We start from the raw sequence: 25,509 nt of genomic DNA, 5'->3' as shown, positions 1-25,509 counted from the left end.
CGTGGCTTTTTATCAAAAAGCAATTGTGCACTTATTCTTGACTTAATAACTTCAGTGTATCTAAGAAAGAACTGCCGGCACCTAGCTTGACTTGCGAGAGATCCTTACCTAAGACCAGTATGGGATCGATGGGTACCCCATCCACTCGCACCTCAAAGTGTAAATGCGCGCCGGTCGAATTACCGGTATTACCAATGCGTGCAATCAGTTGACGACGCGTCACCAAATCACCCGCTTCCACCAGATTTTCGCTATTGTGCGCATATACCGTACTGACACCCGAGCCGTGATCAATCTCAACTAAATTACCATAACCAGAGACATAGCTTGAACTCGCCACCACCCCGCTACTGGCCGCATAAATCGGTGTGCCCTTAGGCGCTGCAAAATCCACCCCGGCATGCAATCGCGACTCACCACTTACGGGATGTAAGCGCCAACCAAACGGCGAGGTCATACGCGCCTGCAGCATCGATACTGGTATCCCAGTGGGCACCCTATCTAAGGCAATTTGACGGCTTTGCATTAAAACATCGAAGGTACGTACACGATTTAGCTGCAAATTAAGCTTTTGCTTAAGCAGATCAAGCTCACGACCGATTTTCTCACCGGAGTAACCGCCCTCATCAATAAACTCCTCCATCGGTTTCGCATCCTCGCTTAAACTCGGCTGCGCTAAAGTATTGCCACCAATGCCGAGGTTTATGGCGCTATCACTACTTAGGCGATTAGTCAGTCGGGTGATGTCTTCAAGCATAATTTTAGCTTCAGCTAATTGCTGCGCCAGTTGTGCCAAGCTTTGTTCAATCAAATGTTGTTGAGCGGGGTTTTGCGGTACACTAGAGATATCCCTCGTGGCCTCAACAGTCCCTTTTGTCTGCTGATAGCCAAAGCGGCGCTCTAGCAAAGCACCTGACACCAGGGCAATAAAGACACACAAGACGGTGATGCTAAATGACCAAACCTTTTGCGTTTTTTGTTTGGCTCGTCGAGGTGATACAAATTTTTTAGCCAAAGCTACATCCTTAGTATGAAATCACATCGTAATTATCGTCAACCGCCCAACTTTCACACCGCTATTGAGTGGTTAGAACAAGAGCAAGCAACGGGCGAGGTTCTACAACGGGCACGTACGATTTTAAAGCTACAACCGCTGTTAGTCAGTGTCTTAGGCACTGAACTAACAAAGCAGTGTTTGATTATTAATTATACAGGTGGCACGCTACGATTAGCGGTCGCTAACAATGCCTGTGCCGCAAAAATTAAGCAACTCGCCCCGAGCATGATGCGCCATCTTAATAAGCACGGCCTGGCATTGCAAAATGTAGAGTTAAAGGTGATAAGAAGTACCACCTAGACTTGTGAGCGACGTGTTCAACTAGGCAAGCTGCCAATCACGACCAAAACCTGCGGCCTTGGCGACCTCAGCTTCGTAGGTCACAACTTCATAGGCATCAGGCTGTGCCAATAAGGCACGTACCAGTTTATTATTCAGATCATGGCCCGACTTACACGCGACATATTTAGCGAGCAAGGGCTTACCGGCCAAATACAAATCACCGATCGCATCTAGGATTTTGTGTTTAACAAACTCATCGTCATAGCGCAGACCGTCTTCATTGAGAATACGATATTCATCCAGCACGATCACATTGTCTAAACTACCACCACGACCTAAACCGGCTGAGCGCAATAACTCAACCTCTTGGGCAAAACCAAAGGTACGGGCACGCGCAATGTCTTTGCTAAAAGAATCTACCGCAAAATCCACCTCAGCAAAATTTGCCGTGGAGGCAATGGCTGGATGCTTAAAATCAATAGAGAAAGCTAAAGCAAAGCCTGGATAAGGCTCAAGACGCGCCCACTTGGCGCTATCACCCTCACCCTCAATCACTTCGACCACTCGCTTGAGGCGAATAAATTGCTTAGGCGCATCCTGCTCAACAATGCCGGCAGAGCGTATCAAATACACAAAGGTTGCCGCACTACCGTCCATAATCGGCACCTCTTCACCACTTAGGTCAATATGCAGATTATCAATACCTAATCCGGCAAGTGCAGACATCAGATGCTCAACCGTGGAAACACGGTATTCACCATTGACAAGAACTGAGGCCATGCGTGTGTTACCGACGTTTTCCGCAAAGGCAGGAAAATCAATCATCTCGGGCGTATCAATACGGTGAAAGACAATCCCCGTATTAGGCTCTGCAGGGCGCAAAGTCAGCTCAACGCGCTGACCAGAGTGTACGCCAACACCTATGGTTGAGACCGCCTTTTGTATCGTTCTTTGTTTTAACATGGCAAGTTTCCATCAAATCTATTGCAATCAATTCTTATTTACCAGGCATTTTAACCTAAGTAAATGCCCCAGCCGCGTCTAAAATTTAGATTTTACTAACTAAACGAATTGACATATTTTTGTAACAAAAAAAAGCCAATACCTATGATTAGACAGTATTGGCTCGCTAAGGTGTCACGCACCCTTAATTAAAGTGATGAGCATTAACTGCGAGTAGCAGAAGCTAAAACAACAGCCTCTGCCCCGCTAGCAACTAAGCACAAAACTCGTAATTAATTCGCTTGCTTACGTAGGAAGGCTGGCACATCACTGTCGTTACGCTCTTCTTCCGTTAAGGAACGACGAGTAAAGCTAGGTGTGTCAGTCGAGCTCACATCACCAAAACCGACATTATACTGAGCGCTACGTGCACTACGTGGCGTGCGAATCGGATTGAAACCGCCGCTTGCGCTACGGAAATTTTGAATCACTGCCGTGGCATCATCCGTACCGGTGCGAGCTAGCTGCTCCTCAGAGTTTTGCGCTACAATCTCAGGCTTTTTACGACCAAGACCGGTAGCAACCACAGTCACACGAATCTGATCAGCCATAGCCTCGTCATAAGCGATACCGGAAATAATCACGGCGTCCTTATCGGCGTAACTTGTAATCACCTCGTTAATTGTACGTACTTCACGCTGAGTGATGCTCTTACTGGCGGTGATATTAATTAATACGCCACGTGCGCCATTGAGATCCACACCCTCTAATAATGGGCAAGCGATAGCTTCTTCGGCTGCCTTTTTGGCACGGTCCTCACCAGAAGCAGTAGCCGTACCCATCATCGCCTGGCCCTGCTCGCTCATAATGGTTTTCACGTCTTCGAAGTCGACGTTGATATTACCCTCAACATTAATAATTTCAGCAATACCAGCGCAAGCATTGTGTAATACATCATCGGCTTCCACAAAGCACTCTTGCATGGTGGCTTCACCGCCTAGCATCTCCTCTAAGCGATCGTTAAGCACCACAATTAATGCGTTAACATGCTCAGACAAGCTCTCAATACCCGCTTCAGCTGCGTTCATGCGGCGATTACCCTCGTAACCAAAAGGCTTTGAAACCACACCCACTGTAAGAATGCCAAGTTCACGGGCAATTTGTGCTACTACTGGACTTGCGCCAGTACCAGTACCACCACCCATACCAGCGGTAATAAATACCATATGGGCGCCACTTAAGGCCTGACGGATTTGCTCACGTGCCGCCTCTGCTGCTGCGCGACCATTTTCAGGCTTGGCACCAGCTCCTAAACCGGTCTTACCTAAGGCAATCACTTGCTCAGCTTTGGAACTGGCGAGTGCTTGAGCGTCAGTATTAGCACTGATAAACTCAACCCCCTTAAGACCCTTGGCGATCATGTGATTGACGGCGTTGCCACCGGCACCACCCACACCAATCACCTTGATAATCGTGCCGTTTTGAGGCTGCTCCTGCTCAACGAACTTGAAACCTAAATCCATGCTCATAAAAATAACTCCTACTTCCCTATGATGAAAACATGGAAATCACCTCAAAGAAAGAGCCAATGCGTCATTCGCACTGCCTTTGAGAAATCTCCACCCGACTCCACTGCAATACCTATTCTAAACTATAAACTATTCGTAATAAAGTTCCAAAGACGTTTTAATAAACCTTCTTTGGGCATATCGCCATGTTGCGCATATTGCTGCATCCGCGAATAGCTTAATAAACCCATTGCGGTAGCAAAACGCGGCTCACAAACCACATCTGATAAGCTACCATCATATATCGGCACCCCGATACGCACTGGCACTTGGAACATATCCTCGGCCAGCTCCTGAATCCCGGGTAATAATGCCGTACCGCCGGTCAATACCAAACCGGTGATCTTATGACCAGATTCGGCAATCACATTCATCACGCCCATCAAGATTTCCTCGACTCGCGGCTCAATCACCTGAGCTAAGACGTGACGCTCCATCTCCCGAGCTTCACGGTTGCCCAAACCGATCACCTCAAAAGTTTCTAAGGTATTGACCAAACTGGCTTTAGCGGCACCGTAATTTAACTTAATGTCCTCAGCGTCCGGTGTCGGCGTGCGTAACATGGTGGCAATATCATTGGTGATTTGATCACCCCCTTGAGGGAACACCGCCGTATGACGTAAGGCACCGCCATGCCAAACCGCCACATCGGTGGTGCCACTACCGATATCAACCAAGGCTACGCCTAATTCCTTTTCGTCAGCCGTCAAACACACCTGACTGGCTGCCAAGGCCTGAAATACTAATCCACGAATCTCCAGCCCACAACGGCGAATACACTTAACCACATTTTGCGTTGCGCTCTGTAAACCGGTAATAATATGTACCCGCACCTCAAGACGAATACCTGCCATACCGACCGGCTGGATAATACCCTCCTGCTTATCGAGGGTGTATTGCTGTGTAATCACATGAAGAATTTCATGATCGTTGGCGATATTCACCGCCTTGGCCGTGTCGAGCACACGGCGCACATCGGCATAGCTGACTTCCTTGTCAACCACGGCCACCATACCGCTGGAGTTAAAGCTGTTAATGTGGCTGCCGCCAATGCCGGTATAAACCTCACGAATACGAAAATCCGCCATCAGGCAAGCTTCCTCAAGCGCCTGCTGGATTGAGCCAACAATCTGCTCAATATTTACCACCACGCCCTTGCGCATGCCACGTGAAATTGCCTGACCCACACCGATGACCTCATAGCGACCATCAGGCAAACACTCGGCGACAATAGCTACGACCGTACTCGTACCTATATCCAGGGCAACAATAACATCCTTATTGTGGTCTCGACTCATCTTTCAAATAACTCACTTATGGCTTATCGGAGGATTTAGAACCGGCTGTATCCGCAAAAGTAACTGCAAAACCCCTAGTATAGCGGAGATCGATGCGTTCTACCTGTCTTCCGTCAATTCGTTTTAACAATGCTGGCCAACTGCGTACAAAACGCTGAATGGTTTCGGCAAAGCTCATCGCCCCCATACCGTCATATGGGTTAGCAATCTCAGCCCCGGGGTCGCGCCCTATAATCACGGTGATATTATTATCCAATAAAATACGCCATGAATAACGGTCACTTAGACCCAGTTCCTTTATACTTAAACTAATAGGACTTAACCACCGTACCAACTCTGCATAACGCTGTACTACTAAGTGCTCCGATCCATCCGGTCCAAAAAACTGCGGTAAGTCATCAAGCCGATCGACTTCACCGCGATTCGCTAAATACTTTTCACCCCAGGTGTTAATCAATGCCTCGTCATTCCATAAAGCAAAGGGCTCATGCTCCTCAATCCGTAGTAATAAGCCATTTGGCCATAAACGGGTAATATCCACATGACGCACCCACGGCGATGAGCTTAAAATGCGCTGCACCTTAAGCAAGTCAAGTGTAAAGAAATTACCTTGCACCTGCCCATCTAATGTGCTTTGAATACTAGCTGGCGAGGCATAGGATAAAACATCCCCCTGCTTAGGCTCCAACACAATGCGTGTGATATTAAACATCGGCAAATTCATCACCCGATAGCCTAAGGCTCCAAGCAGAATAAGCACCCCGACTACGGTTAAAAAACCGGCAATACGGTTAATAAAACGGGGATCCGAAAATATCACTAAAACACCTTGGTAAAAATAAGCTGCTACACTCTATTTTAACCCTTGCGACCGACTTTTAAATCAGCAGAGGCAAGAATTTTTACACATAGTTCTGGATAGGACATACCCTCAGCTTTAGCCGCCATTGGCACCAAAGAGTGACTCGTCATACCTGGTGCTGTATTAATTTCCAATAAATACGGCTCATTTGCATGATTTAACATCACGTCCACCCGCGACCAGCCCTCACAACCAATGGTGCGATAGGCTTGTACACATAGCGCTTTGATTTTTTCGCTTAATTCAGCAGGTAAATCAGCTGGGCAAATATACTGCGTTTCATCGGAATGATATTTGTTATGGAAGTCATAATTCCCATCCGGTGCAATAATTTCAATAATGGGCAAGGCCTGTGCCTCTGCGCCCTTACCAAGTACAGCCACCGTCAGCTCGCGACCAACGATACACTCCTCTGCTAATAACACCTTATCGTATTGCGTTGCTTGGGCTAAGGCCTCGTCCAATTGCTCAGCATTTTCAATCTTGGTTAAACCAATGGTTGAGCCCTCATGGGCTGGCTTTAAAATCATCGGCAGACCGAGCTGCTTCACCGCTGCCTGCAAATCCTCAGCGTCACGCACCTCAACATACTTTGGCGTGGGGATATTTTGCTCGATAAAAAGACGTTTTGTCATGATTTTATCCATCGCCACGCCCGAGCTCATCACCCCAGGCCCCGTATAAGGCACACCCATAATCTCCAGTGCACCCTGAATGCAACCATCCTCACCGTAGCGACCATGCAAAATAATAAAGACACGATCAAATTTCTGTGCTTCTAACTCGGCTAAGCTATGCTTACCCAAATCAAAGAGATGCGCATCCACGCCCTTTTCCAACAAAGCCGCATGCACACCAGCACCGGAATTCAGCGAAACCTCACGTTCGGCTGAGACGCCACCATAAATCACACCGACCCTACCTAAATTCTGCGTTGTATTAGCCATTTGCAATCTCCAAGATTTTAGCAGGTACCTTGCTGATAGAACCGGCACCCATGGTTATGACAATATCACCGCCCCGCGCAAAGGACAGAATTGCTTGTGGTAAATCCTCTATATTGGGGACAAATTGTGGCTGCACCTTACCGTCTTGAGCGATTGCCTTAGATAGTGCCTCACCACTGGCAAAGCTAATCGGCAACTCCCCTGCTGCATAGACCTCAGTTAAAATCACCTCATCGGCCTGACCGAGGACACGCACAAACTCTTCAAAGCAATCACGGGTACGACTATAGCGATGTGGCTGAAACGCTAACACCAAACGTCGATCGGGCCAACCACCGCGGACGGCGGCAATGGTGGCAGCCATCTCCACCGGATGATGCCCATAATCATCAATCACGGTAAACTTACCACCACCGTTAATGGCTTGGGCTTCAAACTCACCAACAAAGCTAAAGCGGCGCCCCACTCCGTTAAAGTTTTTAAGTGCGGTTAGTATCGCCTCATCCTCTACTCCTAGTTCAGTCGCTAAAGCAATTGCCGCTAAGGCATTTAACACATTATGACGACCAGGCAGATTCAGCGTCACCTCGATGGGTGCCAAATGACGGCGACGACCGCATTTTCTGTGGGCAGTGAAGTACATTTGCGCACCTTCACTACGAATATCGCTCGCTCGATAATCAACGTCCTCATCAAAGCCGTAAGTCACAATAGGACGAGAAATAAAGGGGATAATTTTACGGACATTATCATCATCGACGCACAAAATGGCGGTACCGTAAAAGGGTAAATTTTGGGTAAACTGCACAAAGGCACTACGTAAGCGCGCCACATCGTGCCCGTAGGTGTCCATATGATCTACATCGATATTGGTCACTATCGCCATCACCGGCAATAGATTTAAAAAAGATGCGTCCGACTCATCGGCCTCAACCACAATATAATCACCTTTGCCCAAATAGGCATTGGTGCCGGCGGAATTTAATTTACCGCCAATCACAAAGGTGGGATCAAATTTGGCCTCTGCCAAAATACTACTAACAAAGCTGGTGGTGGTCGTTTTACCGTGCGTCCCGGCCACTGCAATACCCATTTTGAGACGCATTAACTCAGCTAGCATCATGGCGCGCGAGACCACCGGTATCCCCTGTGCACGGGCGTTTAACACCTCCGGATTACCACCAGAAATAGCGGTCGAGGTCACCACCACATCCGCTTCAGCGGCATCAATATTGGTCGCACTATGCTCGTAAAAAATTCTTGCGCCCAGTTGCTCTAAACGCTGCGTGACGGCACTCCGATTAATATCCGAACCACTGATCTGATAGTCCTGATTAATCAAGACCTCGGCAATACCGCTCATGCCTGAGCCGCCAATACCAACCAAATGAATATTTCTAATTCTATGCTTCATTTTATTCCCTAGCCAATTGCTCACAAACATCAGCAATTGTATGCGTCGCACCGGGCAGCGCCATGGCCCGTGCTTTAGACGCCATTGATAATAGTTGCGCTCGCTGTTGCGACACTAAATACTGTGCCAACCACTCGGCAGTTAAAGCGGATTGAGCTTTTAGCTCCGCCGCACCGGCATCAGCCAACCAACGAGCATTGGCCGTTTGGTGATCATCAATCGCCCCCGGTAAGGGCACAAACAATGCTGGCACGCCCACGGCAGCCACCTCAGCGACTGTCATGGCACCAGCACGACAAATTAATAAATCCGCTTCTGCAAGCGCATCTGCCATATTATCAATGAATGCGACGCAATTTGCCTCTACCCCGGCTTCATGATAATTATTTTTTAGTATCTCAAGATGTGCCGCACCGGACTGATGGGTCACCATCGGACGCTGGGCCGCCGGTATCTGGGCCAGCGCTTGTGGAATTAAATTATTTAAAGCGAGCGCCCCCAAACTACCACCGACGACTAGCAACCTTAAGGGTCCAGAGCGATTAGCAAAGCGCGCTTCGGGTGGCGCTAGCTTTAACAGCTCAGCACGCACCGGATTACCAACCACTGTGCCATTTGCTAAGGCCCTAGGAAATGCCATTAACACACGCTTAGCCAACTTAGCGATAAGCTTATTCGCACTACCAGCGACCGCATTTTGCTCATGCAGCACGATTGGCTTGCCACTTAAAAACGCCATGATACTGCCCGGCACCGCTGCATAGCCGCCCATGCCCAAGACCACATCAGGCTTTGCCTTTTTAAACGCTCGACGCGCATCAAGTAGCGCCGTCGCTAAGGTAAAAGGCAATTTAAGTAAAGCGGCCAGACCCTTGCCGCGCAAACCCGCAAAGCGCATTGGCAATAATGGAATACCGCGTGCGGGGACAAGTTCACCCTCCATGCGCTCGGGATTACCTAACCAGTAGACCTTCCAGCCACGCTGCTCCAGCTCACCAGCCACCGCCAAACCCGGCATAATATGACCGCCAGTACCACCCGCCATGATTAGAATCGTAGGCGCTAACACCGCCGCCTCTGGCGCATCAGTTGTCATCGTAACCGCTGGGTCAATTGCTTCACTCATCACACATACCTTGGCGCAGGCACGCCTGAAATAGGCAAACCACGCATTAATTGACGATTTTCATAGTCTACTCTGAACACCAGTCCCAGTGCACAAAGCGTCATCACCATGGCTGAACCACCAAAACTGATCATCGGCAGGGTTAAGCCCTTGGTCGGTAATAAACCCAAACAAACGCAGAGATTAAATAAGGCTTGGAAACCAATCCAAATACCCACCCCCTGTGCCACCAGACCACTATAGTAGCGGTCCATGGCAATGGCTACGCGACCAATCTTAAAACATTTAAAAATCAGTAAGAAATACAGAATCACTACCGTCAAAATACCTACAAAACCCAGTTCCTCACCGATCACAGCCAATATAAAGTCGGTATGTGCCTCTGGTAAATAATGTAATTTTTCAATACTAAAACCTAGACCCACACCAGTCCATTCACCACGACCGATAGCGATTAAGGAGTGCACTAATTGATAGCCTGAGGATTGCGCATACTCCTCACTAAAGGGATCTAAGAAAGCAAACAAGCGCTTAAGGCGCCAAGAGCTGAATAACACGGCAGCACTGACCAAACCCACGCCTAATAGACCAAGACCAGCCAAGTAAAAACTATGCAGACCACCCAAGAACAAAACCCCGACACAAATGGAGGCGAGCACCATGGAAGCGCCTAAATCGGGCTCAAGGAAGGTCAGTATCAAAGCCAATCCCAATAAGGCTGCAATCGGCAACACACCGCACACAAAGCCCTCAAAGGGTTTTAAAGAGCCAATGGCATCACGAAAGCGAATTGCATACCGTGAGGCATACAGCACCATGGCCATTTTCATCATCTCACTCGGCTGAAAATTGACCGGCCCTAAGGGGATCCAACGCTTTGCCCCATTAATCTCACGGCCGATAAAGGGCATGAGGACGAGTAACAATAAGACCGCAGCTACCCCAAAAAAGAGAAAGGACAGCTCCTCCCATTTGTCCATATTGATATTGAATACCGTGAACATGCCGCAAAAGCCGATAAAAATATAAATGGCTTGCATCATAAAGTAGCGGTTGAATTTAACGACCTCACTACTCGGTCCATCCGTCAGCGCAATTGAGGAGGAATACACCATCACCAAACCCAGCACCAAAATCACGCCGATAATGGATAATAGCCCCAGATCATAGTCGCGCATTTTACTGCGAGTGGGCGAAACCTCATTAATCCCCGGTTCCGCCTCACGCACAAAGCGCTCGCGCATGCTCAGACTCATTTAAATTTCTCCATATTCATGCGCTAAATCCTGTACCGCCTCTGCAAAGGCCTCGCCACGCTGCATATAATTGCTAAACATATCCATACTGGCACAGGCTGGCGACAATAACACAATATCGCCTGCGGTGGCGAGACGCATCGCTTCAACCACGGCCTCTTGCATGGAGTCGGCGTGCTTAATTGGCAAACCTGTTGCGCTCAATGCCGCTTCGATTAACTTTGCATCGCGCCCGATTAAGATGATGCCTTTAGCCTTTTCCTGCAATGGTGCTAATAAAGGACTGAAATCCTGCCCTTTGGCGAGCCCCCCTAGAATCACGACCAGAGACTGCGCTAAGCCATTAATGCCGGCTAAAGTAGCGCCGACATTGGTGCCCTTGCTGTCATTAATAAAATCCACCCCGGCGATGCTGCGTACAAAATTCATCCGATGCGGAGCCGCTTTAAAGGCAGCCAGCGCACGCAGTAACGGACTCCAATTAAGCCCCAGCGCACGACACAGCGCGAGTGCAGCTAAGGCATTCAGCGCATTATGGCGCCCTTTAACGGGCAAGGCTTCAACCGGCATCAATTGCTTTAAATGAGCTGGTGTACGAGTTGAGGCTTCGGCTTTTCTTTTTTTGGCGCCCGCACTCAATGGCGTCTCGAACCCCTCATCGTCACAGGAGGCGGCAAGCCAACTCATGCCACCCAATGTCTGAATCCCTAAATCACCTAGTAAGGACGGCTCATCCTCGCCGAAACTAATCACCTCGACTGCCGCCACCTCAGGCACCATCGCTAACACTTCCGGATCGGCTCGAGCCACCACCTTAGTCTCACTTAACTGTAAAAGCTTAGCTTTATGCTGTGCATAATCTGCCCAATCCACGTGCCAATCTAAATGATCCTGACTTAAATTTAAGACCACCGACGCCTTAGGCAGCAAAGATTGTACCGTTGCCAACTGGAAGCTAGATAGCTCTAGCACCCAGACTTGAGGCAGGGCATCGGTATCCAAGGCGTGCATCAATGCACTCAAAGCAGCAGGACTAATATTACCCGCTGCAACTGCCGTCAAACCAGCGGTCTCCAGCATATCACGCACCATCATGGTGACGGTGGTTTTGCCATTGGTACCGGTAATAGCAACGACCTCGCACGCATAATCACGGCTAGCCTTTAAATCACGCAAGGCGCGAGCAAAGAGCTCAATCTCACCGATAATTTCAATTCCCTGCGCCTCGGCTTGGGACAAAAACTCCCGCACCGGTGAGGCATTAGGCGATAAACCGGGGCTCAGCACCAGTGAATCAATCCCCGCTAAGGTGCTCGCTTGGAGCGAGGCGGCTCCTAGCGCATAGGAAATCTTCGCTGCCGGCTGCGCCTTAGCAGCCGCTTCAATCTCAGCCAGGCCCGCCGGCTCATCACGGGTATCGGCAATACGCAGCTTAGCACCTTGGCGCAAGCACCATAAAGCACTGGCGACACCGGTCTCACCTAAGCCTAAAACTAATACATGCGATTGAGACAAGTCTTTGTGCTGTGCCATGGCCTAACTCTAAAAGAATAAATTGAAAAAGATAACTAACGTAATTTTAAGGTCGAAAGACCAATTAACACCAACATAATAGTGATAATCCAAAAACGAATCACCACTTGGGTTTCTTTCCACCCTTTTTTCTCAAAATGATGATGTAAAGGGGCCATTAATAAGATGCGTCGCCCCTCACCATAGCGCTTTTTCGTGTATTTAAACCAACTCACTTGGAGCATGACGGACAGCGTTTCAACGACAAACACGCCACCCATAATAAAAAACACAATTTCCTGGCGTACAATCACGGCGATACAGCCTAGCATCCCACCTAAAGCCAATGCCCCCACATCACCCATAAACACCTGCGCTGGGTAGGCATTAAACCATAAAAAGGCTAAACCCGCGCCGCCCAAGGCAGAACAGAGAATTAACATCTCCCCAGCGCCCGGAATATAGGGAAAGAGTAAATAACTTGAGTAATCGACACGACCGACCACATAGGCAAAAACACCTAGCGCCCCGCCCACCATCACGGTCGGCATAATCGCTAAACCATCCAAACCATCGGTCAGATTCACCGCATTACTGCCGCCCACAATCACCAACCAGGTAAGAATAGCAAAACCGAATACCCCTAGCGGATAGCTAACACTCTTAAAGAAAGGCACAATCAAATCGGCCTGTGCGGGTAGCGGCATGGTGAATCCACTCATGACCCAATCTTTAAATAATGGCCATAAATCGCCGGAGGCGGGTGCTGATACAGCAAAGCTCAAATAAAGCGCGGCGATGGCACCAATGGTTGATTGCCAAAAAAACTTCTCTTTGGACGACATGCCTTCAGGGTTGCGATAGACCACCTTACGATAGTCGTCACTCCAACCGATAGCACCAAAGCCCACGGTCACAAAGAGCACGACCCACACAAAACGATTGCTTAAATCAGCCCATAACAAGGTGGACAGCGCAATAGAAATTAGCACCAAGACACCGCCCATGGTCGGCGTTCCGTCTTTGACCAGGTGACTTTCAAGACCATATTGACGCACCGCCTGCCCGACCTTCATCTCTAACAACTTGCGGATCACCTTTGGTCCTGCGACGAGACCGATAAGCAATGCCGTCGCACTGGCCATCAGTGCACGCATGGTCAAATAATCAAAAACCGAAAAAAAACTATAATCTTTACTTAAATACTTAAAGAGCTCATATAACATGAGTACATTCCCCGTTACTAGCGAGATTTATTATTCCTGTTTATCTAGTAAATCCTGCACCACGCGCTCCATACGCATCGAACGAGAACCCTTTACTAATACAGCTGCTGGCGCTAATTCAGCCAAGGCTTTGAGTAAGTCTGGCAGCTCCGTAAAATGCTGAGCGCCCTCAGCAAAGGCTTGACTGCTTGCCTCAGTCGCGGCACCAAAAGTCAACAAATACTCAATGCCTTTTTGCTTGGCATAAGCACCCACTTCACGGTGCATTTGCGGTCCTTCAGGTCCCACCTCGCCCATATCACCTAAGACCAACAGCCTTGGGCTAGGTAAAGCACTTAGCACATCTATCGCCGCGCGCACAGAATCTGGATTAGCATTATAACTATCATCAATTAAGTGCGTGCCATTTTTAAGCACATAGTTTTGTAAGCGTCCACTGACCGGAGCAAAGCTTTCCAAGCCCTGCTTTATTTGAGCCACTGGCACACCCGCTGCTAAGCAAGCCCCTGCGGCAGCAAGCGCATTACTCACATTATGCTCACCCGGGATTTGTAGACTAATTTCAGTACTACTATCATGCGCATGCAAGACAAAATCAATACCAGCGTTTTGTGGTTGCAAATCGCTGGCGTAAATTTCTGCTGTCGGCGCTGCAATCGCAAAACGCAAGGCTTGACGATGGCGACTTAATTCATCCCACAAAGCGGTGTACTCTGTGGCCGCCGGATAAACCGCCACGCCACCCGTGGCCAAATACGCAAACACTGAGGCGTTTTCTTGAGCGACGGCCTCCACACTTTGCATAAACTCCTGATGTTCACGCTGCGCATTGGTTAGAACCGCCACCGTTGGTCGGCATAAATCCGCCAACACAGCAATTTCCCCAGGGTGATTCATGCCCAACTCAAAAACCGCCATTTGCTGTGTAGCACGCAGTCTTAATAAGCTAAGTGGCACGCCGATATGGTTATTTAAATTTCCCTCGGTGGCTAGGTAATTATCAGCATAGGCTGCTTTTAAAACGGCCGCGATCATTTCCTTGGTGGTCGTTTTGCCATTACTGCCCGTCACTGCAATCACCGGCAAGCTAAATAAACTGCGCCATGCCTTACTCATGGTCATCAATGCCTCTTGGGTATCGTGGACCTGAATTTGCAGCAAGCTGATATGCTTATCAGGACTGGAGACTAAAGCGGCTAGAGCCTTTTTAGCTTGAGCCTCAGCCAATAAGCGATGGGCATCAAAATTCTCACCCTTTAAGGCCACAAAAAACTGCCCTGGCTGTAATTGACGCGTATCGGTACTAATATCCAAGGCATCACGCATCAACAAGCCTAGACTAGCCCATTGGCGATCATCGAAGTAATGACGCACGCCATGCACTTCCTGATAATCCTCATGGCCTTTCCCGGCGATCAAAATCACATCCTCAGGCGCAGCGTGCAAAATCGCATAGAGAATGGAGTAATCTCGGTGTCTTTCTACCATGGCTAACTTCGCTGCCGATGGCGAAGAAAGACCAGCCACAATCTCGTCTAAAATCCGATGCGGGTCCTCAGTGCGCGGATTATCACTGGTGATATAAACTAAATCACTTAGTTGCTCAGCAATCTCAGCCATCACCGGGCGCTTGGTACGATCTCTATCGCCACCACAACCAAACACACAAATCAAGCGCCCATCACGCGCCGCCGCATTAGGGCGTATTGCTTCTAGTGCCCGCTTGAGGGCATCGGGGCTGTGCGCATAGTCCACCACCACCAGTGGTTTATTTTGTGTATTCACTAGTGGTTCGACCGTTTCCAAACGGCCAGCAACCGCTTCTAGCTGACTCAGTGTTCTGCTAATACGGCTTAAACCCCAGCCCAGCCCTTCTAAAATACCGACGGTTAACAATAAATTAGAAATATTATGCTCGCCCACTAAGCGACTTAAAATTTGCGTATCACCTTGAGCCGTGTGCAGCATAAAGGACAAACCATAGTCATGGAAGGTGTAATGCAAAGCACGGATATCAGCAGCAGAATCCACATCAAGCGAGTAAGTTAAGGTCTTGGCAGCCACTGAGCGCTTCGCCAAACGCAAACCAGCCTCATCATTGGCATTCAGTACAGCCAGCTTTAAATCGGGCCAAGTAAATAAAATCGCCTTGGCCTCTTCGTACTCAGCCATGCTCTGATGGTAGTCCAAATGGTCTAAACTTAAATTAGTAAATCCAGCAATATCAATGCGTATGCCGTCCATACGACCCTGTTCCAGACCAATAGAGGAAGCTTCCATGGCCACCGTGAAAATCTCATGGTCCCGCAAATAGGCCAATATACGATGCAGACTGAGCACATCCGGTGTGGTTAAGGAGCCGCCTAGGTTTCTACCATCTGGTAATATCACGCCCAAGGTACCGATAGTGGCACACGGTGTATTATTTAAATTTAAGGCTTGAGCTACCCAGCTGACGCATGAGGTTTTACCATTTGTACCGGTAATCGCAACGACTTTGACTGACTCTGATGGACGTCCGTACCATTCATCCGCTAGCTTGCCCAATAAGCCTTTCAGATGGTCTACTGCCAATAGCGGCACTGCGCTAGCCGCTTCGCTTAGCACCTCGGCCACATGCGTTGAAGCGGCATCAACTAAAATTGCTGCCGCTCCATTATCAATTGCCGCTGGGATAAATTGTGCGCCATCACTATGCAAGCCCTTAGATGCAACAAAGACATCCCCCGCTCGGATGTCTCTGGAATCAAGTTTGAGGTCGGCTCGGCTTTCAGTATGTTGACGTAGCCATTGCACAATCGCCGTAATTTCTTTAGTTTGCTCTTGCATAACACTTCCTGCACTGTTGCGTGATAATTATCCGCGCGGATTGCGAGCGGATGCAGCTGCTGCCTTGCTATTATTTGCCTCTAAGGTAGGGACGACATTAAGATCTGGTGGCACACTTAAATACTTTAAGGTACCACTGATAATTTCACCCGTCGCAGGACCAGCAATTAGAGTACCGAAATAGCCTGCTTTACGTGGATTATCCACCGTGACTGCCACCACAATGCGTGGATTGGAAATCGGTGCCACCGCAACAAAGGAACCACGATAGTCACTGCGGCTATATTTACCGTTAACAATTTTACGTGCGGTACCGGACTTACCACCAATGCGATAGCCCTCGACCATCGCCTGAATTTTCGAACCATTAGGACCGGCGGTTTCCTCTAGCATGCGACGTACATTTCTGGCCGTTTCTTTACTAAAAATTTGTACACTCTTGGCTGGTTTCTCACTACGAATTAAAGATAAAGAAACCATATCGCCATCACGCGCCAAGGTGGTATAGGCATGGGCGATTTGCAGCAAGGAGGTAGAGACACCATAACCATAGGACATGGTGGCTTTTTCAATCAAACGCCAACGCTCCCACGGTCTTAAATTACCAGTGGCAATGCCAGGGAAACCAATTTCTGGCGCAGTACCAAAACCCAAGGCTTTAAAGACCGTCCACATTTGCTCAGCGCGTAAACGCTCAGCAATCATGGTCATACCAATATTACTGGAGCGGCGAATCACACCCGCCACATCCAAGGTACCGTTATAACGGCTAACGTCAGTAATGGTATGACCCTGATAGCGATAACTACCGTTACCAGTCGCAAACTTTGTGTTTAAAGAAATCGCTTTAGCATCCAATGCTAATGCCGCCACCAAAGGCTTGATAATTGAGCCCGGCTCAAACACATCCGTCACTGCCCGATTTCTAAGTAGCGCACCCTTACGCGCCGAGCGATCATTTGGATCGTAACTCGGGTAACTGACCATACTTAAAATTTCACCCGTTTGGGTATCGATGACGACCGCCCCACCGGAATCCGCTGCATGATGTTTGACCGCTTTTTCTAGTGCTTGGTAGCTTAAATACTGAATTTGACTATCAATGGTGAGTCTGACATTTTCCCCATCTTGCGCCGGTGATTGCGCATAAACGTCCTGAATCACTCGTCCCAGACGATCGCGCAGTACGGTACGGTTACCATCAACGCCGCTTAGACGGGATTCATAATGCTTTTCAATCCCTTCAATACCGTTATTTTCGATATTGGTAAAACCAACCAAATGGGCAGTAATTGGCCCTTGAGGATAGGAGCGCTTAACCTCAGGTAAAAAATACACGCCGGGCAACTTTTGCTCGCGCAAGCTCTCTGCCTTATCCATCGGCACTTGGCGCTTTAGATAAACAAAGGTCTTACCCATATGATTTTCCATGCGCTCTTTAACACTGGCCACGGATAAATCAACCGACTCAGCTAAAAACTTAAATTGTTCGGGCGTGGCTCGTTGCAATTCCTCGGGAATAATCCACACCGCACGCACCGGCACACTGGTGGCCAAAAAGACACCATTGCGGTCTTCAATACGACCACGATTGGCCGGCAAGGTCTGATTCACCTCAAAACGCTTTTCACCCTCGGCACGTAAAAAGTCGTTATTGTAGATTTGATGATAAAAAGCCTGTCCCAAAACGATGGTAAAGCCACCGACAAACAGCCCAAGAATACACAAACTGCGCCATTTAGGCAGTTTATTCTCGATCACCGGCTCATTAAAAAAGCGAAGTTGGGGCTTATAGCCGCGCGTATTGCGACTTTTTGAACGCTGAATATGTTGTAAAACTTTTTTAAATTTCATTTTTTTACCTATTCTGAACCAACTTCGCTAATGGGACTAAGCTCAGACTCTTTGATGTAAATAATTTCATTCACTTGGGGCGAATGCATCTTTTTCAGCTTTTCTTCGATCTCACTGCGAATATTCATGGAGCTAGTTAATTGCGCTCGTTCCAACTCCAAAAATCGCCATTGCGTTTCCAGCTCACGCTCAACCCGAGTCGCGCGTTCAATTTGAGTAAATTGCTGCCGTTGTTCATAACGTGCACTTACCAACTCGATCGCGCTATAAATAAAAAAAGCGATTAAACCGAAAATCAATACTCTTAACATGCCAACGCCTTAGCCCTTATTCAGCGGCAGTACGCTCTGCCACCCGTAACATCGCCGAACGCGAGCGCGGATTATGCTTAATCTCCTCGGCGGAGGCTTGCACCTTGCCAAGATTGATTAGACGCGCTGCAGGCAACTCCGTCTCACGTAGCGGCAACTTGGCCAACGCCGGATCTAAGGTGGAGGCTTGGGCAATTGCTTGCTTCACCGGCCTATCTTCCAGTGAATGAAAGCTGATGACCGCCAAACGCCCACCCACATCCAACAAATCTAGCACTGACGCGAGGCTGCGTGAAAGCTCCTCATGTTCTTGGTTGATGTGAATCCGTATAGCTTGAAAGGTGCGAGTTGCCGGGTGGTGACCCTTTTCGCGCGACTTGACGACGCTAGCGACGAGCTGGGCGAGCTCGAGCGTACTACGAAATGGGCCGGATTGCCGGCGATCAACAATCTTCTTTGCAATCTGGAAAGCATACCGTTCTTCGCCATAGTCTTTTATCACTCCTCTAATTTCATCGAATGAGGCGGTATTTAACCATTCGGCGGCTGTGATGCCGCGACTGGTATCCATTCTCATATCCAAGGGGCCGTCACGCATAAATGAAAAACCGCGGGCAGCGTCATCTAATTGCGGTGAAGACACCCCTAAATCCATCATGATGCCCTGCACTTTGCCAATTCCATGCGCAGCCAATACCTCAGCCATGCTAGAAAATGCATCATGCACAACAATCACACGCGGATCCTCAGCTCGTAACGCTGCCGCCACTTCAATCGCTGCGGGATCCTTATCAAACACGAATAACTTCGCTTTAGGGCTTAAATGGCTAAGCAAATAACGGCTATGACCACCTCGACCAAAAGTCCCGTCAACAAAAACGCCGTCTTTCTGCTGTGCGGGCAGTGGAGAATGCACAGCTTTGGACTTCGCATTGAAGTGCGGGTCTACTAAAGCGTTGACCGTAGCATGCAGCAAAACGGTGGTGTGGCTGAAATCCTGACTCATCGCTAGCTCTTATAGTGAGAAGTCATCGAGATCATCTGGTAGACCGGCCTCTAAATCGACTGCTACTAATGCCTCATACTTCGCAGCATCCCATAGGTCAAAATGACGACCCATACCTACCAACACCACCTCCTTATCCAAGCTCGCTCGTTCACGGAGCTGTGCTGGGATCAAGACCCGTCCCGCCTTATCAATATCCACGTCAAACGCGTTACCGAGCAGGGTTCTCTTAACTGAAGCGCGATTAGCGGGTAAGCGCATAATCTCTTCCAATTTGGACTCCCATTGAGCCCGTGGATAGACCAATAAACCGCCGTCAAAATTACAAGTGAAGGTTAATTCTCCCTTGGCACCCTCCAATAAGACGTCACGGTACCGGGCCGGGATCATGATCCTGCCCTTCGCGTCTATCGTTAATGGATGGTTCCCTTGGAAAATCACTACCCTATCCCACTTTTAATTTTTGTATCCCACTTAATACCACTTCATAACCCTTTTACTCCACTTTATGACATTTTTCTATTTTTTTCAAGCAAAATCATGCTTTTAGGCGCAAAAAAAACCCTGCCATGGCAGGGATAATTTATTTAAATCTCAACTAGTTATCTAAGAAAGTAAATGTAAGTGGCATAAACCATACTAAAACAGTGGTTTTTCATCATCGAAGTGGGCGCCAAGGGTCAACAGCAATCGCAATCACTTGCTTTTCTATGACAATTAGCGTGGCCGAGTGGGAATCTGCGAAAAAAGAAAGGAGGGGCAAGTCTATAGGCCGGATTCTGTAAACGATAAATCGTTGGCAATCATTCATCTAGGCTTGTTATTACTAACAAGCTCTTGCCATCTACCCGCATACTCGGACGGACCGCCCTTAGCTGCTTGACGCAGTACGTACGCCTATTTGATGTTGCTCCGAGTAGAGGTTACCGCGTTTCACCCTGCTATGCTTCTACAATGCAACTCAATGCACTATATCAACAAGTGGAAGTCGCCACCTGTGTGCCTAATTGCTTAAGCCCTCATAACAGTCTCGTCTCTGTGGCCCTATTCCTCATGCCAAAGGCATGGACGGCTGTTAGCCGCTACTCTGTCCTATGGAGTCCGGACCTTCCTCGTACTTATAAGCACGCGATTGCCCAACTTGCCCTCGGCTTAGATTCTATCGCATCCAAGGAAGTTCCAAGCCTAAACCAGGCGTATTTGTATTTTTTTAGCCTATCGCTAGTGGCAAACGCTATTGGTACTGCCCATACGCAAAGCGGCGCCTTTAATCACACCATGAATCAACAATGGCGCTAATGGCTCTCGGCGACGAATATCATAGCGCAATACTTGCGGCTCACCATCCTCGAGCGTCAGATAAAGTGTTTTACTATCGCCACTCACCCACATATCCGCCACAGCAGCTGGTAGCTCAATTAAGGTCTTATCCTTCGGGTCATCAAAGGACTGAAACTGCAAGGCCTTATCACCGCCCAATATCAGGGTGGTTTCTAGCCAACCGGTGCGGAACTCGCGTGGGGAAAAGTCAACGGTAAAATGCGTGGCTTCCTTGCTTTTCTCAAAGTCAAACAAAGCCACATGGCCGCCCGCATTGGCAAAAAGCGCACGCCTAAAGAATGAATCAATATATGGTCTCACCATGGCTTGATGAGCATCAGCTGAGCCCATGGGCCCGGTACTGTACAAGCGATCCTCATCAATATAGTAAACATAGCCTTCATTAGACCCTGTGGCGCTTAGTGCCATCATGTAGTTACCCGGGGTGACCACCCCACCATCAAAGCCCGAATTGATAGTAAGTCGCTCGGACAAATCCGTGACTGCCCAAGGCGCATCCTCCGCATCGTAGCTCGACCTATGATAGATATGAGGTTTATGTTTGTCTAGTAGCCAGTACGTTCGAGTAAATGAGCTAAATAACAAGCTAAAGCCCTGCTCATCGATAGCGCCAAGATCAAAGGGCGATGAATATAGCTTTAAGGCGCCGGTCTGATAATTCACCAGACCGAGCTGATCACGCATCCCTATCGCTAGCAATGTAGACTGCGGGATAAACACAGCCCGCTGAATCGGTGAAGGTAATGCCACGACACGTTGCAAACGCGTTTTAAGATCATACAAAATCAAGTCCTGAGACTCACTGCTGGCAACCACCATGATGGAGTCATCACGAGAAATTTCGACAATTTCCGGCTTGAGATTAAAATTCAATAAATCAATCTGCTGACCACTTTTAACATCTAACACCGTAATAAAGGCAGACTCGCTATCTATAATAAACAAATAACGCGTTGGATTATATAAACTCAGATGCTCAAGCAACTGTAGCTCAGTGGCTGCTAACAATCGCTGCGGTTGAGACAGCACCAGCCCGCCCGCAAGCGAGTAGCGAAGAAAATCACGTCGTTTCATAACAAATTCCTTGATACACCCAAGCCCAACATCACCCGCTTAGTGAGTCATCTTAATACCGGCTGCTTGCATAATCTCATCAATTGACTTAACCATGGCGTCACAACTGGCTTCCGTCCCATTGCTGAATTTAAACGTCATGGTATGGATCTCACCAACCCTAGGCAGTTTCTCCTCTGGAATGCTCATCAGCATCACGTGATCAGCGCCTTTTTTAAACTCTCTTATACCCGCTTCCAGGCTAGGATTAGTCAATGGAATCATGGTCATCACATGGTCTTTTAGCCCCATGGAGTGCAACTCAACGTGTGAAGTAATACTTGGAATCTCCGCCGCAATAATATCCACTGCAGGCCCCTGATGGTGAAAGGTCACAAAGGCGCCAGTCATGGCTTTGCCAGGCAAAACCTCCTGAATCACGCAATTATCCACGCTTGTGACCGTCGTTTCTGCCACTGCTACTTGCGCAAAAGCCACGAGCATGGCACTCAAAAATACACACTTTTTCATATTAACACCTCATTTGCTTAATTTAACTCTGGCTACTGGCTCACTGCGTGTGCCTTAACACACTGGGCGTAATGACTGAGCCCCTCGGTTTCTTTAATGACGCCGTTTTTAATGGCCACCGCCTGACCATCAACAAATAGTGCATTAAAGGGCAAGCCGATACCACCCAGACGACGTAAAAGCGCATTATCCTCGCTCCGTTGTGGCTGCAAATTTTTTATCGCCTGGGCTTTAAAAAACTCGGCAACCCTTTCTGTCGGTTCATTTAAGTTTAAAGCAATCACCGACATATCATTTTGTGACCCTGCAAACGTATCCAGAATGGGCAACTCTACACGACATGGTGCACACCAAGTGGCCCACAAATTTAATAAGCTCACCCTTGATGCGGGAGCGGAATCAAGTAGTGTCGATAACTCATGGGCTTCTTTAGAGTCAACAAAGCCCTCCGGCAGCTCACAGTTTAGTGCCGGCGTCACTTTCGCAGGCGCTCGCACCGCGGCCTCCGACGTCTGTCTGGCAGATAACATCGCGCTACTAGGATTAGCCTCAGCCTCAGGGCTGCCTAGCACCTCATCGAGCGCCTCTACCAGCCCCTCTACCCCGATCTGATAGTCATACACATCAAGCAGCTCACGATCGGGTCCAATCAAATAGATTAACGCACTGTGATAAACCGCGTAGGACATGCCAGGCGCTGGGTCTTCGATTCGTTTACCATGCAGACTATAGCCATAGGTCGCCCCCAATTGATCGGCAAAGTGCTTGATATTTTCTTTAGTCCCTGATAAACCCACGATACGCTTATCAAAAAAGCCAGTATAAGCATTTAAACGATTTACCTCGTCATTCGTCGGATCAATCGTCACAAATAATGGCTGAATGGCATCCGGATTTTTAATCGCGCGCATGACGGCACCGAATTCATAAAGCGTGGTTGGGCAAATATCAGGGCAGGAGGTGTAGCCAATCGCCATAAGCAAGTACTTACCCGGATAACTTTCATGACTCACGGGACCCTTATTATCAAACAAGTCAAAGCGGAGGCTTTGGGCATAAACAGTGCCACTAAGGAATGCTAAAAAGCAGACTAAACTCTTTATAAAAAATGCTCTTATCATCTATGGCTCCAACAACTCAGGCTAACAACGCCACACAGCGCAAGACCTGGTTTTTAACGCAAACATGGCAGTTCCTCTATAATATTAGCTTCTTTTGTGCAATTTTTACTGTTTATACATCGCTTTATGTCAGGACAAGCCCTTATTTCCCTTATCAACGTCAGCCTATCCTATGGTCATCATGCGCTGCTAGACCAGGCCGACTTGATCATTGCTGAAGGCGAGCGCATCGGCTTAATCGGTCGCAATGGCGCCGGTAAGTCTTCCTTGCTGCGTTTAATTGATGGTCGTAGCGAAGCTGATGATGGCGAGATCCAACGCCAAGGTGGTCTTAAGGTCATCACGGTAGAGCAAGAGCCGGACTTAGATCCTGATAAAACCGTACTTGATACGATTGCTGGTGATTACTTAGCGACCGAGGATTGGGCCAAGCCCTCCCGCGCCGAGGCGATTATTGATGAATTAGGTCTCAACCCCGAAGCTAAAATTGCTGGCTTATCGGGCGGCACCCGTAAGCGTATTGCCTTAGCGCGCGCCATTGTTGAACAAGCGGACCTAGTGCTGCTGGATGAACCGACAAACCATCTAGACTTTGAAGGCATTGCCTGGTTAGAACAACAGCTTAAAAGTAGCGGCATCAGCTGCATGATCATTACTCACGACCGTCGCTTTTTGGATAATGTCACTAATCGCATTGTTGAGTTGGACCGCGGTCAATTATTGAGTTTTCCTGGTAACTTTAGTCGCTGGCAGGAACATAAAGCCGAGTGGCTCGCTGCCGAAGCCAAGGCGCAAGAGCGTTTTGATAAGTTTCTAGCGCAGGAGGAAGTCTGGATTCGCAAAGGCATTGAGGCAAGACGTACGCGTAACGAGGGTCGGGTACGTCGCCTTAAGGCACTTAGAGTCGAGCGTCAGGCTCGCCGCGAAGTACAAGGCAAGGTGAACTTTGCCATTGATGCCGGCGATCGCTCCGGCAAAATCGTTGCCGAATTAGAGCATATCTCGCATCGTTTTGGTGACAAGGAAGTGATCAAGGACTATAGCACCACGATTTTGCGCGGTGACCGTATCGGCCTAATCGGTCCCAACGGTGTCGGTAAAACCACCCTCCTCAAAATCATCTTGGGCCGTTTAGAGCCCACCGCAGGCACGGTAAAGCTCGGCACCAATCTTAATATCGCCTACTTTGACCAAATGCGTGAGCAATTAGATGAAAATGCCAAGCTCACCGAAGTGATCAATCCTGGTAGCGAATGGGTTGAGATTGGCGATAAGCGCCAGCATGTGATGAGCTACTTAGGTGATTTTTTATTCCCACCGGCACGTGCGCAATCTCCAGTTAGCAGCCTCTCCGGTGGCGAGCGAGCGCGTCTCCTGATGGCGCGACTCTTTGCACGCCCCGCCAATGTCTTAGTCATGGATGAACCCACCAATGACTTAGATATTGAAACCCTAGAGCTACTAGAGGAGCTGATTCAGGACTTTAATGGCACCGTCCTACTCGTCAGTCATGACCGCAGCTTTTTGGATAATGTAGTGACACAAACCATTGCTTATGAGGGTGATGGTCATTGGCGCGACTACGTGGGCGGCTATGAGGACTGGTTGGAGCAAAGCGCTGCCGCCAGAGCCACCGCAGCGAGCAAAGATAAAGCCAAGACGCAGCCAAGCATTCAGGCTGAGCTAGCTAAAGACAAACCCAAGGAAGCGCCTAAGCCACGCAGCGCACGCAGCAATCGCATCAGCCCTTGGGAACAAAAAGAGCTAGACCAACTACCCGAAAAAATTGCAGCACTTGAGGCTAAGCAAGCCCAATTATCAGAGCAACTGAGCCACCCGGATACCTATGCCGAGGGCTCAGCCAAAGCACAAGCCATTCAAGAGGAGTTGCTACAACTAAGCGATGAACTGGACACGCTATTTGAACGTTGGGAATTGCTTGAGAGCAAAACGAGCAACTAAGCGATGGCCTA

The 25,509-nt window shown here is 48.6% G+C and carries 21 protein-coding genes and 1 other RNA gene; 2 read left to right on the top strand and 20 right to left on the bottom strand.

Annotation, left to right across the window (positions count from 1 at the left end):
• Positions 1-31: 31 nt before the first annotated feature.
• Positions 32-1,015, bottom strand: coding sequence for a M23 family metallopeptidase (locus HMPREF3144_RS08055; protein WP_070477347.1), 984 nt, complete (start codon positions 1,013-1,015; stop codon positions 32-34).
• Between the two features lie 15 nt (positions 1,016-1,030).
• Between HMPREF3144_RS08055 and HMPREF3144_RS08050 the strand changes: the two genes are divergently transcribed.
• Complete coding sequence (locus HMPREF3144_RS08050) at positions 1,031-1,357, top strand: DciA family protein (RefSeq protein WP_070469857.1); 327 nt, start codon at positions 1,031-1,033, stop codon at positions 1,355-1,357.
• A gap of 21 nt (positions 1,358-1,378) precedes the next feature.
• Here the strand turns inward: HMPREF3144_RS08050 and lpxC are convergent, their stop codons facing one another.
• The 19 genes from lpxC to HMPREF3144_RS07955 all read right to left on the bottom strand — a co-directional run bounded on the left by lpxC (position 1,379) and on the right by HMPREF3144_RS07955 (position 23,536).
• Positions 1,379-2,302 carry a UDP-3-O-acyl-N-acetylglucosamine deacetylase gene (gene lpxC, locus HMPREF3144_RS08045; RefSeq protein ID WP_018026546.1) on the bottom strand — a complete coding sequence of 308 codons (924 nt, stop codon included), beginning with the start codon at positions 2,300-2,302 and terminating at the stop codon, positions 1,379-1,381.
• Between the two features lie 272 nt (positions 2,303-2,574).
• A complete protein-coding gene (gene ftsZ / locus HMPREF3144_RS08040) occupies positions 2,575-3,810 on the bottom strand; it encodes a cell division protein FtsZ (protein ID WP_018026545.1) in 1,236 nt (411 codons plus the stop codon).
• A 122-nt stretch (positions 3,811-3,932) separates the two neighbouring features.
• Positions 3,933-5,147 (bottom strand): cell division protein FtsA, encoded by a 1,215-nt coding sequence (ftsA, locus tag HMPREF3144_RS08035; protein ID WP_018026544.1) that lies wholly within the window; start codon positions 5,145-5,147, stop codon positions 3,933-3,935.
• 16 nt (positions 5,148-5,163) lie between these two features.
• Positions 5,164-5,967: a cell division protein FtsQ/DivIB gene (locus HMPREF3144_RS08030; protein ID WP_083290425.1), complete on the bottom strand. Its 804-nt coding sequence runs from the start codon at positions 5,965-5,967 to the stop codon at positions 5,164-5,166.
• A gap of 38 nt (positions 5,968-6,005) precedes the next feature.
• Entirely contained in the window at positions 6,006-6,956 is a 951-nt protein-coding gene (locus HMPREF3144_RS08025) for a D-alanine--D-alanine ligase (RefSeq protein ID WP_018026542.1), read from the bottom strand.
• Positions 6,949-8,370 (bottom strand): UDP-N-acetylmuramate--L-alanine ligase, encoded by a 1,422-nt coding sequence (gene murC / locus HMPREF3144_RS08020; protein ID WP_048768670.1) that lies wholly within the window; start codon positions 8,368-8,370, stop codon positions 6,949-6,951. Before murC ends, HMPREF3144_RS08025 begins: the two co-directional genes overlap by 8 nt.
• A 1-nt stretch (position 8,371) precedes the next feature.
• Entirely contained in the window at positions 8,372-9,439 is a 1,068-nt protein-coding gene (gene murG / locus HMPREF3144_RS08015) for an undecaprenyldiphospho-muramoylpentapeptide beta-N-acetylglucosaminyltransferase (RefSeq protein WP_210394304.1), read from the bottom strand.
• 56 nt (positions 9,440-9,495) lie between these two features.
• A complete protein-coding gene (gene ftsW, locus HMPREF3144_RS08010; protein ID WP_102705467.1) occupies positions 9,496-10,752 on the bottom strand; it encodes a putative lipid II flippase FtsW in 1,257 nt (418 codons plus the stop codon).
• Positions 10,753-12,285, bottom strand: coding sequence for a UDP-N-acetylmuramoyl-L-alanine--D-glutamate ligase (murD, locus tag HMPREF3144_RS08005; RefSeq protein ID WP_070477345.1), 1,533 nt, complete (start codon positions 12,283-12,285; stop codon positions 10,753-10,755).
• Positions 12,286-12,320: 35 nt separating this feature from the next.
• Complete coding sequence (gene mraY / locus HMPREF3144_RS08000) at positions 12,321-13,490, bottom strand: phospho-N-acetylmuramoyl-pentapeptide-transferase (RefSeq protein ID WP_018026537.1); 1,170 nt, start codon at positions 13,488-13,490, stop codon at positions 12,321-12,323.
• A 30-nt stretch (positions 13,491-13,520) separates the two neighbouring features.
• Positions 13,521-16,319, bottom strand: coding sequence for a bifunctional UDP-N-acetylmuramoyl-L-alanyl-D-glutamate--2,6-diaminopimelate ligase MurE/UDP-N-acetylmuramoyl-tripeptide--D-alanyl-D-alanine ligase MurF (murF, locus tag HMPREF3144_RS07995; protein WP_070477343.1), 2,799 nt, complete (start codon positions 16,317-16,319; stop codon positions 13,521-13,523).
• 27 nt (positions 16,320-16,346) lie between these two features.
• On the bottom strand, positions 16,347-18,173 hold the full coding sequence (locus tag HMPREF3144_RS07990; protein WP_081941463.1) for a peptidoglycan D,D-transpeptidase FtsI family protein: 1,827 nt from the start codon (positions 18,171-18,173) through the stop codon (positions 16,347-16,349).
• An 8-nt stretch (positions 18,174-18,181) separates the two neighbouring features.
• The gene (ftsL, locus tag HMPREF3144_RS07985; protein ID WP_018026534.1) at positions 18,182-18,484 is read right to left on the bottom strand and encodes a cell division protein FtsL; all 303 of its coding nucleotides are present in this window, start codon (positions 18,482-18,484) and stop codon (positions 18,182-18,184) included.
• A 16-nt stretch (positions 18,485-18,500) separates the two neighbouring features.
• The gene (gene rsmH / locus HMPREF3144_RS07980) at positions 18,501-19,490 is read right to left on the bottom strand and encodes a 16S rRNA (cytosine(1402)-N(4))-methyltransferase RsmH (RefSeq protein ID WP_018026533.1); all 990 of its coding nucleotides are present in this window, start codon (positions 19,488-19,490) and stop codon (positions 18,501-18,503) included.
• Positions 19,491-19,499: 9 nt separating this feature from the next.
• The gene (gene mraZ / locus HMPREF3144_RS07975) at positions 19,500-19,928 is read right to left on the bottom strand and encodes a division/cell wall cluster transcriptional repressor MraZ (RefSeq protein ID WP_026156842.1); all 429 of its coding nucleotides are present in this window, start codon (positions 19,926-19,928) and stop codon (positions 19,500-19,502) included.
• Between the two features lie 314 nt (positions 19,929-20,242).
• An RNA gene (gene rnpB / locus HMPREF3144_RS07970) (RNase P RNA component class A) lies at positions 20,243-20,638 on the bottom strand.
• Positions 20,639-20,711: 73 nt separating this feature from the next.
• Entirely contained in the window at positions 20,712-21,905 is a 1,194-nt protein-coding gene (locus HMPREF3144_RS07965; RefSeq protein ID WP_070477341.1) for a YncE family protein, read from the bottom strand.
• Positions 21,906-21,944: 39 nt separating this feature from the next.
• On the bottom strand, positions 21,945-22,415 hold the full coding sequence (locus HMPREF3144_RS07960; RefSeq protein WP_070477339.1) for a copper chaperone PCu(A)C: 471 nt from the start codon (positions 22,413-22,415) through the stop codon (positions 21,945-21,947).
• A 32-nt stretch (positions 22,416-22,447) separates the two neighbouring features.
• Positions 22,448-23,536, bottom strand: coding sequence for an SCO family protein (locus HMPREF3144_RS07955; RefSeq protein WP_070477337.1), 1,089 nt, complete (start codon positions 23,534-23,536; stop codon positions 22,448-22,450).
• A 126-nt stretch (positions 23,537-23,662) separates the two neighbouring features.
• On the opposite strand from HMPREF3144_RS07955, the gene HMPREF3144_RS07950 reads away from it, so the two are divergent.
• Entirely contained in the window at positions 23,663-25,498 is a 1,836-nt protein-coding gene (locus HMPREF3144_RS07950) for an ATP-binding cassette domain-containing protein (protein ID WP_070477335.1), read from the top strand.
• Positions 25,499-25,509 lie beyond the last annotated feature (11 nt).

It is taken from the genome of Oligella sp. HMSC05A10, from assembly GCF_001808335.1.
Lineage (GTDB): Bacteria > Pseudomonadota > Gammaproteobacteria > Burkholderiales > Burkholderiaceae_B > Oligella > Oligella urethralis.
This window is presented reverse-complemented; position numbering and strand designations above follow the sequence as displayed.

What these genes read in the sequence shown, in the direction of transcription:
- HMPREF3144_RS08050 (WP_070469857.1), top strand. Translation starts at nt 1,031, where the DNA reads ATGAAATCACATCGTAATTATCGTCAACCGCCCAACTTTCACACCGCT.
- lpxC (WP_018026546.1), bottom strand. Translation starts at nt 2,302, where the DNA reads ATGTTAAAACAAAGAACGATACAAAAGGCGGTCTCAACCATAGGTGTT.
- ftsZ (WP_018026545.1), bottom strand. Translation starts at nt 3,810, where the DNA reads ATGAGCATGGATTTAGGTTTCAAGTTCGTTGAGCAGGAGCAGCCTCAA.
- ftsA (WP_018026544.1), bottom strand. Translation starts at nt 5,147, where the DNA reads ATGAGTCGAGACCACAATAAGGATGTTATTGTTGCCCTGGATATAGGT.
- HMPREF3144_RS08025 (WP_018026542.1), bottom strand. Translation starts at nt 6,956, where the DNA reads ATGGCTAATACAACGCAGAATTTAGGTAGGGTCGGTGTGATTTATGGT.
- murC (WP_048768670.1), bottom strand. Translation starts at nt 8,370, where the DNA reads ATGAAGCATAGAATTAGAAATATTCATTTGGTTGGTATTGGCGGCTCA.
- ftsW (WP_102705467.1), bottom strand. Translation starts at nt 10,752, where the DNA reads ATGAGTCTGAGCATGCGCGAGCGCTTTGTGCGTGAGGCGGAACCGGGG.
- murD (WP_070477345.1), bottom strand. Translation starts at nt 12,285, where the DNA reads ATGGCACAGCACAAAGACTTGTCTCAATCGCATGTATTAGTTTTAGGC.
- mraY (WP_018026537.1), bottom strand. Translation starts at nt 13,490, where the DNA reads ATGTTATATGAGCTCTTTAAGTATTTAAGTAAAGATTATAGTTTTTTT.
- murF (WP_070477343.1), bottom strand. Translation starts at nt 16,319, where the DNA reads ATGCAAGAGCAAACTAAAGAAATTACGGCGATTGTGCAATGGCTACGT.
- HMPREF3144_RS07990 (WP_081941463.1), bottom strand. Translation starts at nt 18,173, where the DNA reads ATGAAATTTAAAAAAGTTTTACAACATATTCAGCGTTCAAAAAGTCGC.
- ftsL (WP_018026534.1), bottom strand. Translation starts at nt 18,484, where the DNA reads ATGTTAAGAGTATTGATTTTCGGTTTAATCGCTTTTTTTATTTATAGC.
- rsmH (WP_018026533.1), bottom strand. Translation starts at nt 19,490, where the DNA reads ATGAGTCAGGATTTCAGCCACACCACCGTTTTGCTGCATGCTACGGTC.
- HMPREF3144_RS07965 (WP_070477341.1), bottom strand. Translation starts at nt 21,905, where the DNA reads ATGAAACGACGTGATTTTCTTCGCTACTCGCTTGCGGGCGGGCTGGTG.
- HMPREF3144_RS07960 (WP_070477339.1), bottom strand. Translation starts at nt 22,415, where the DNA reads ATGAAAAAGTGTGTATTTTTGAGTGCCATGCTCGTGGCTTTTGCGCAA.
- HMPREF3144_RS07955 (WP_070477337.1), bottom strand. Translation starts at nt 23,536, where the DNA reads ATGATAAGAGCATTTTTTATAAAGAGTTTAGTCTGCTTTTTAGCATTC.
- HMPREF3144_RS07950 (WP_070477335.1), top strand. Translation starts at nt 23,663, where the DNA reads ATGTCAGGACAAGCCCTTATTTCCCTTATCAACGTCAGCCTATCCTAT.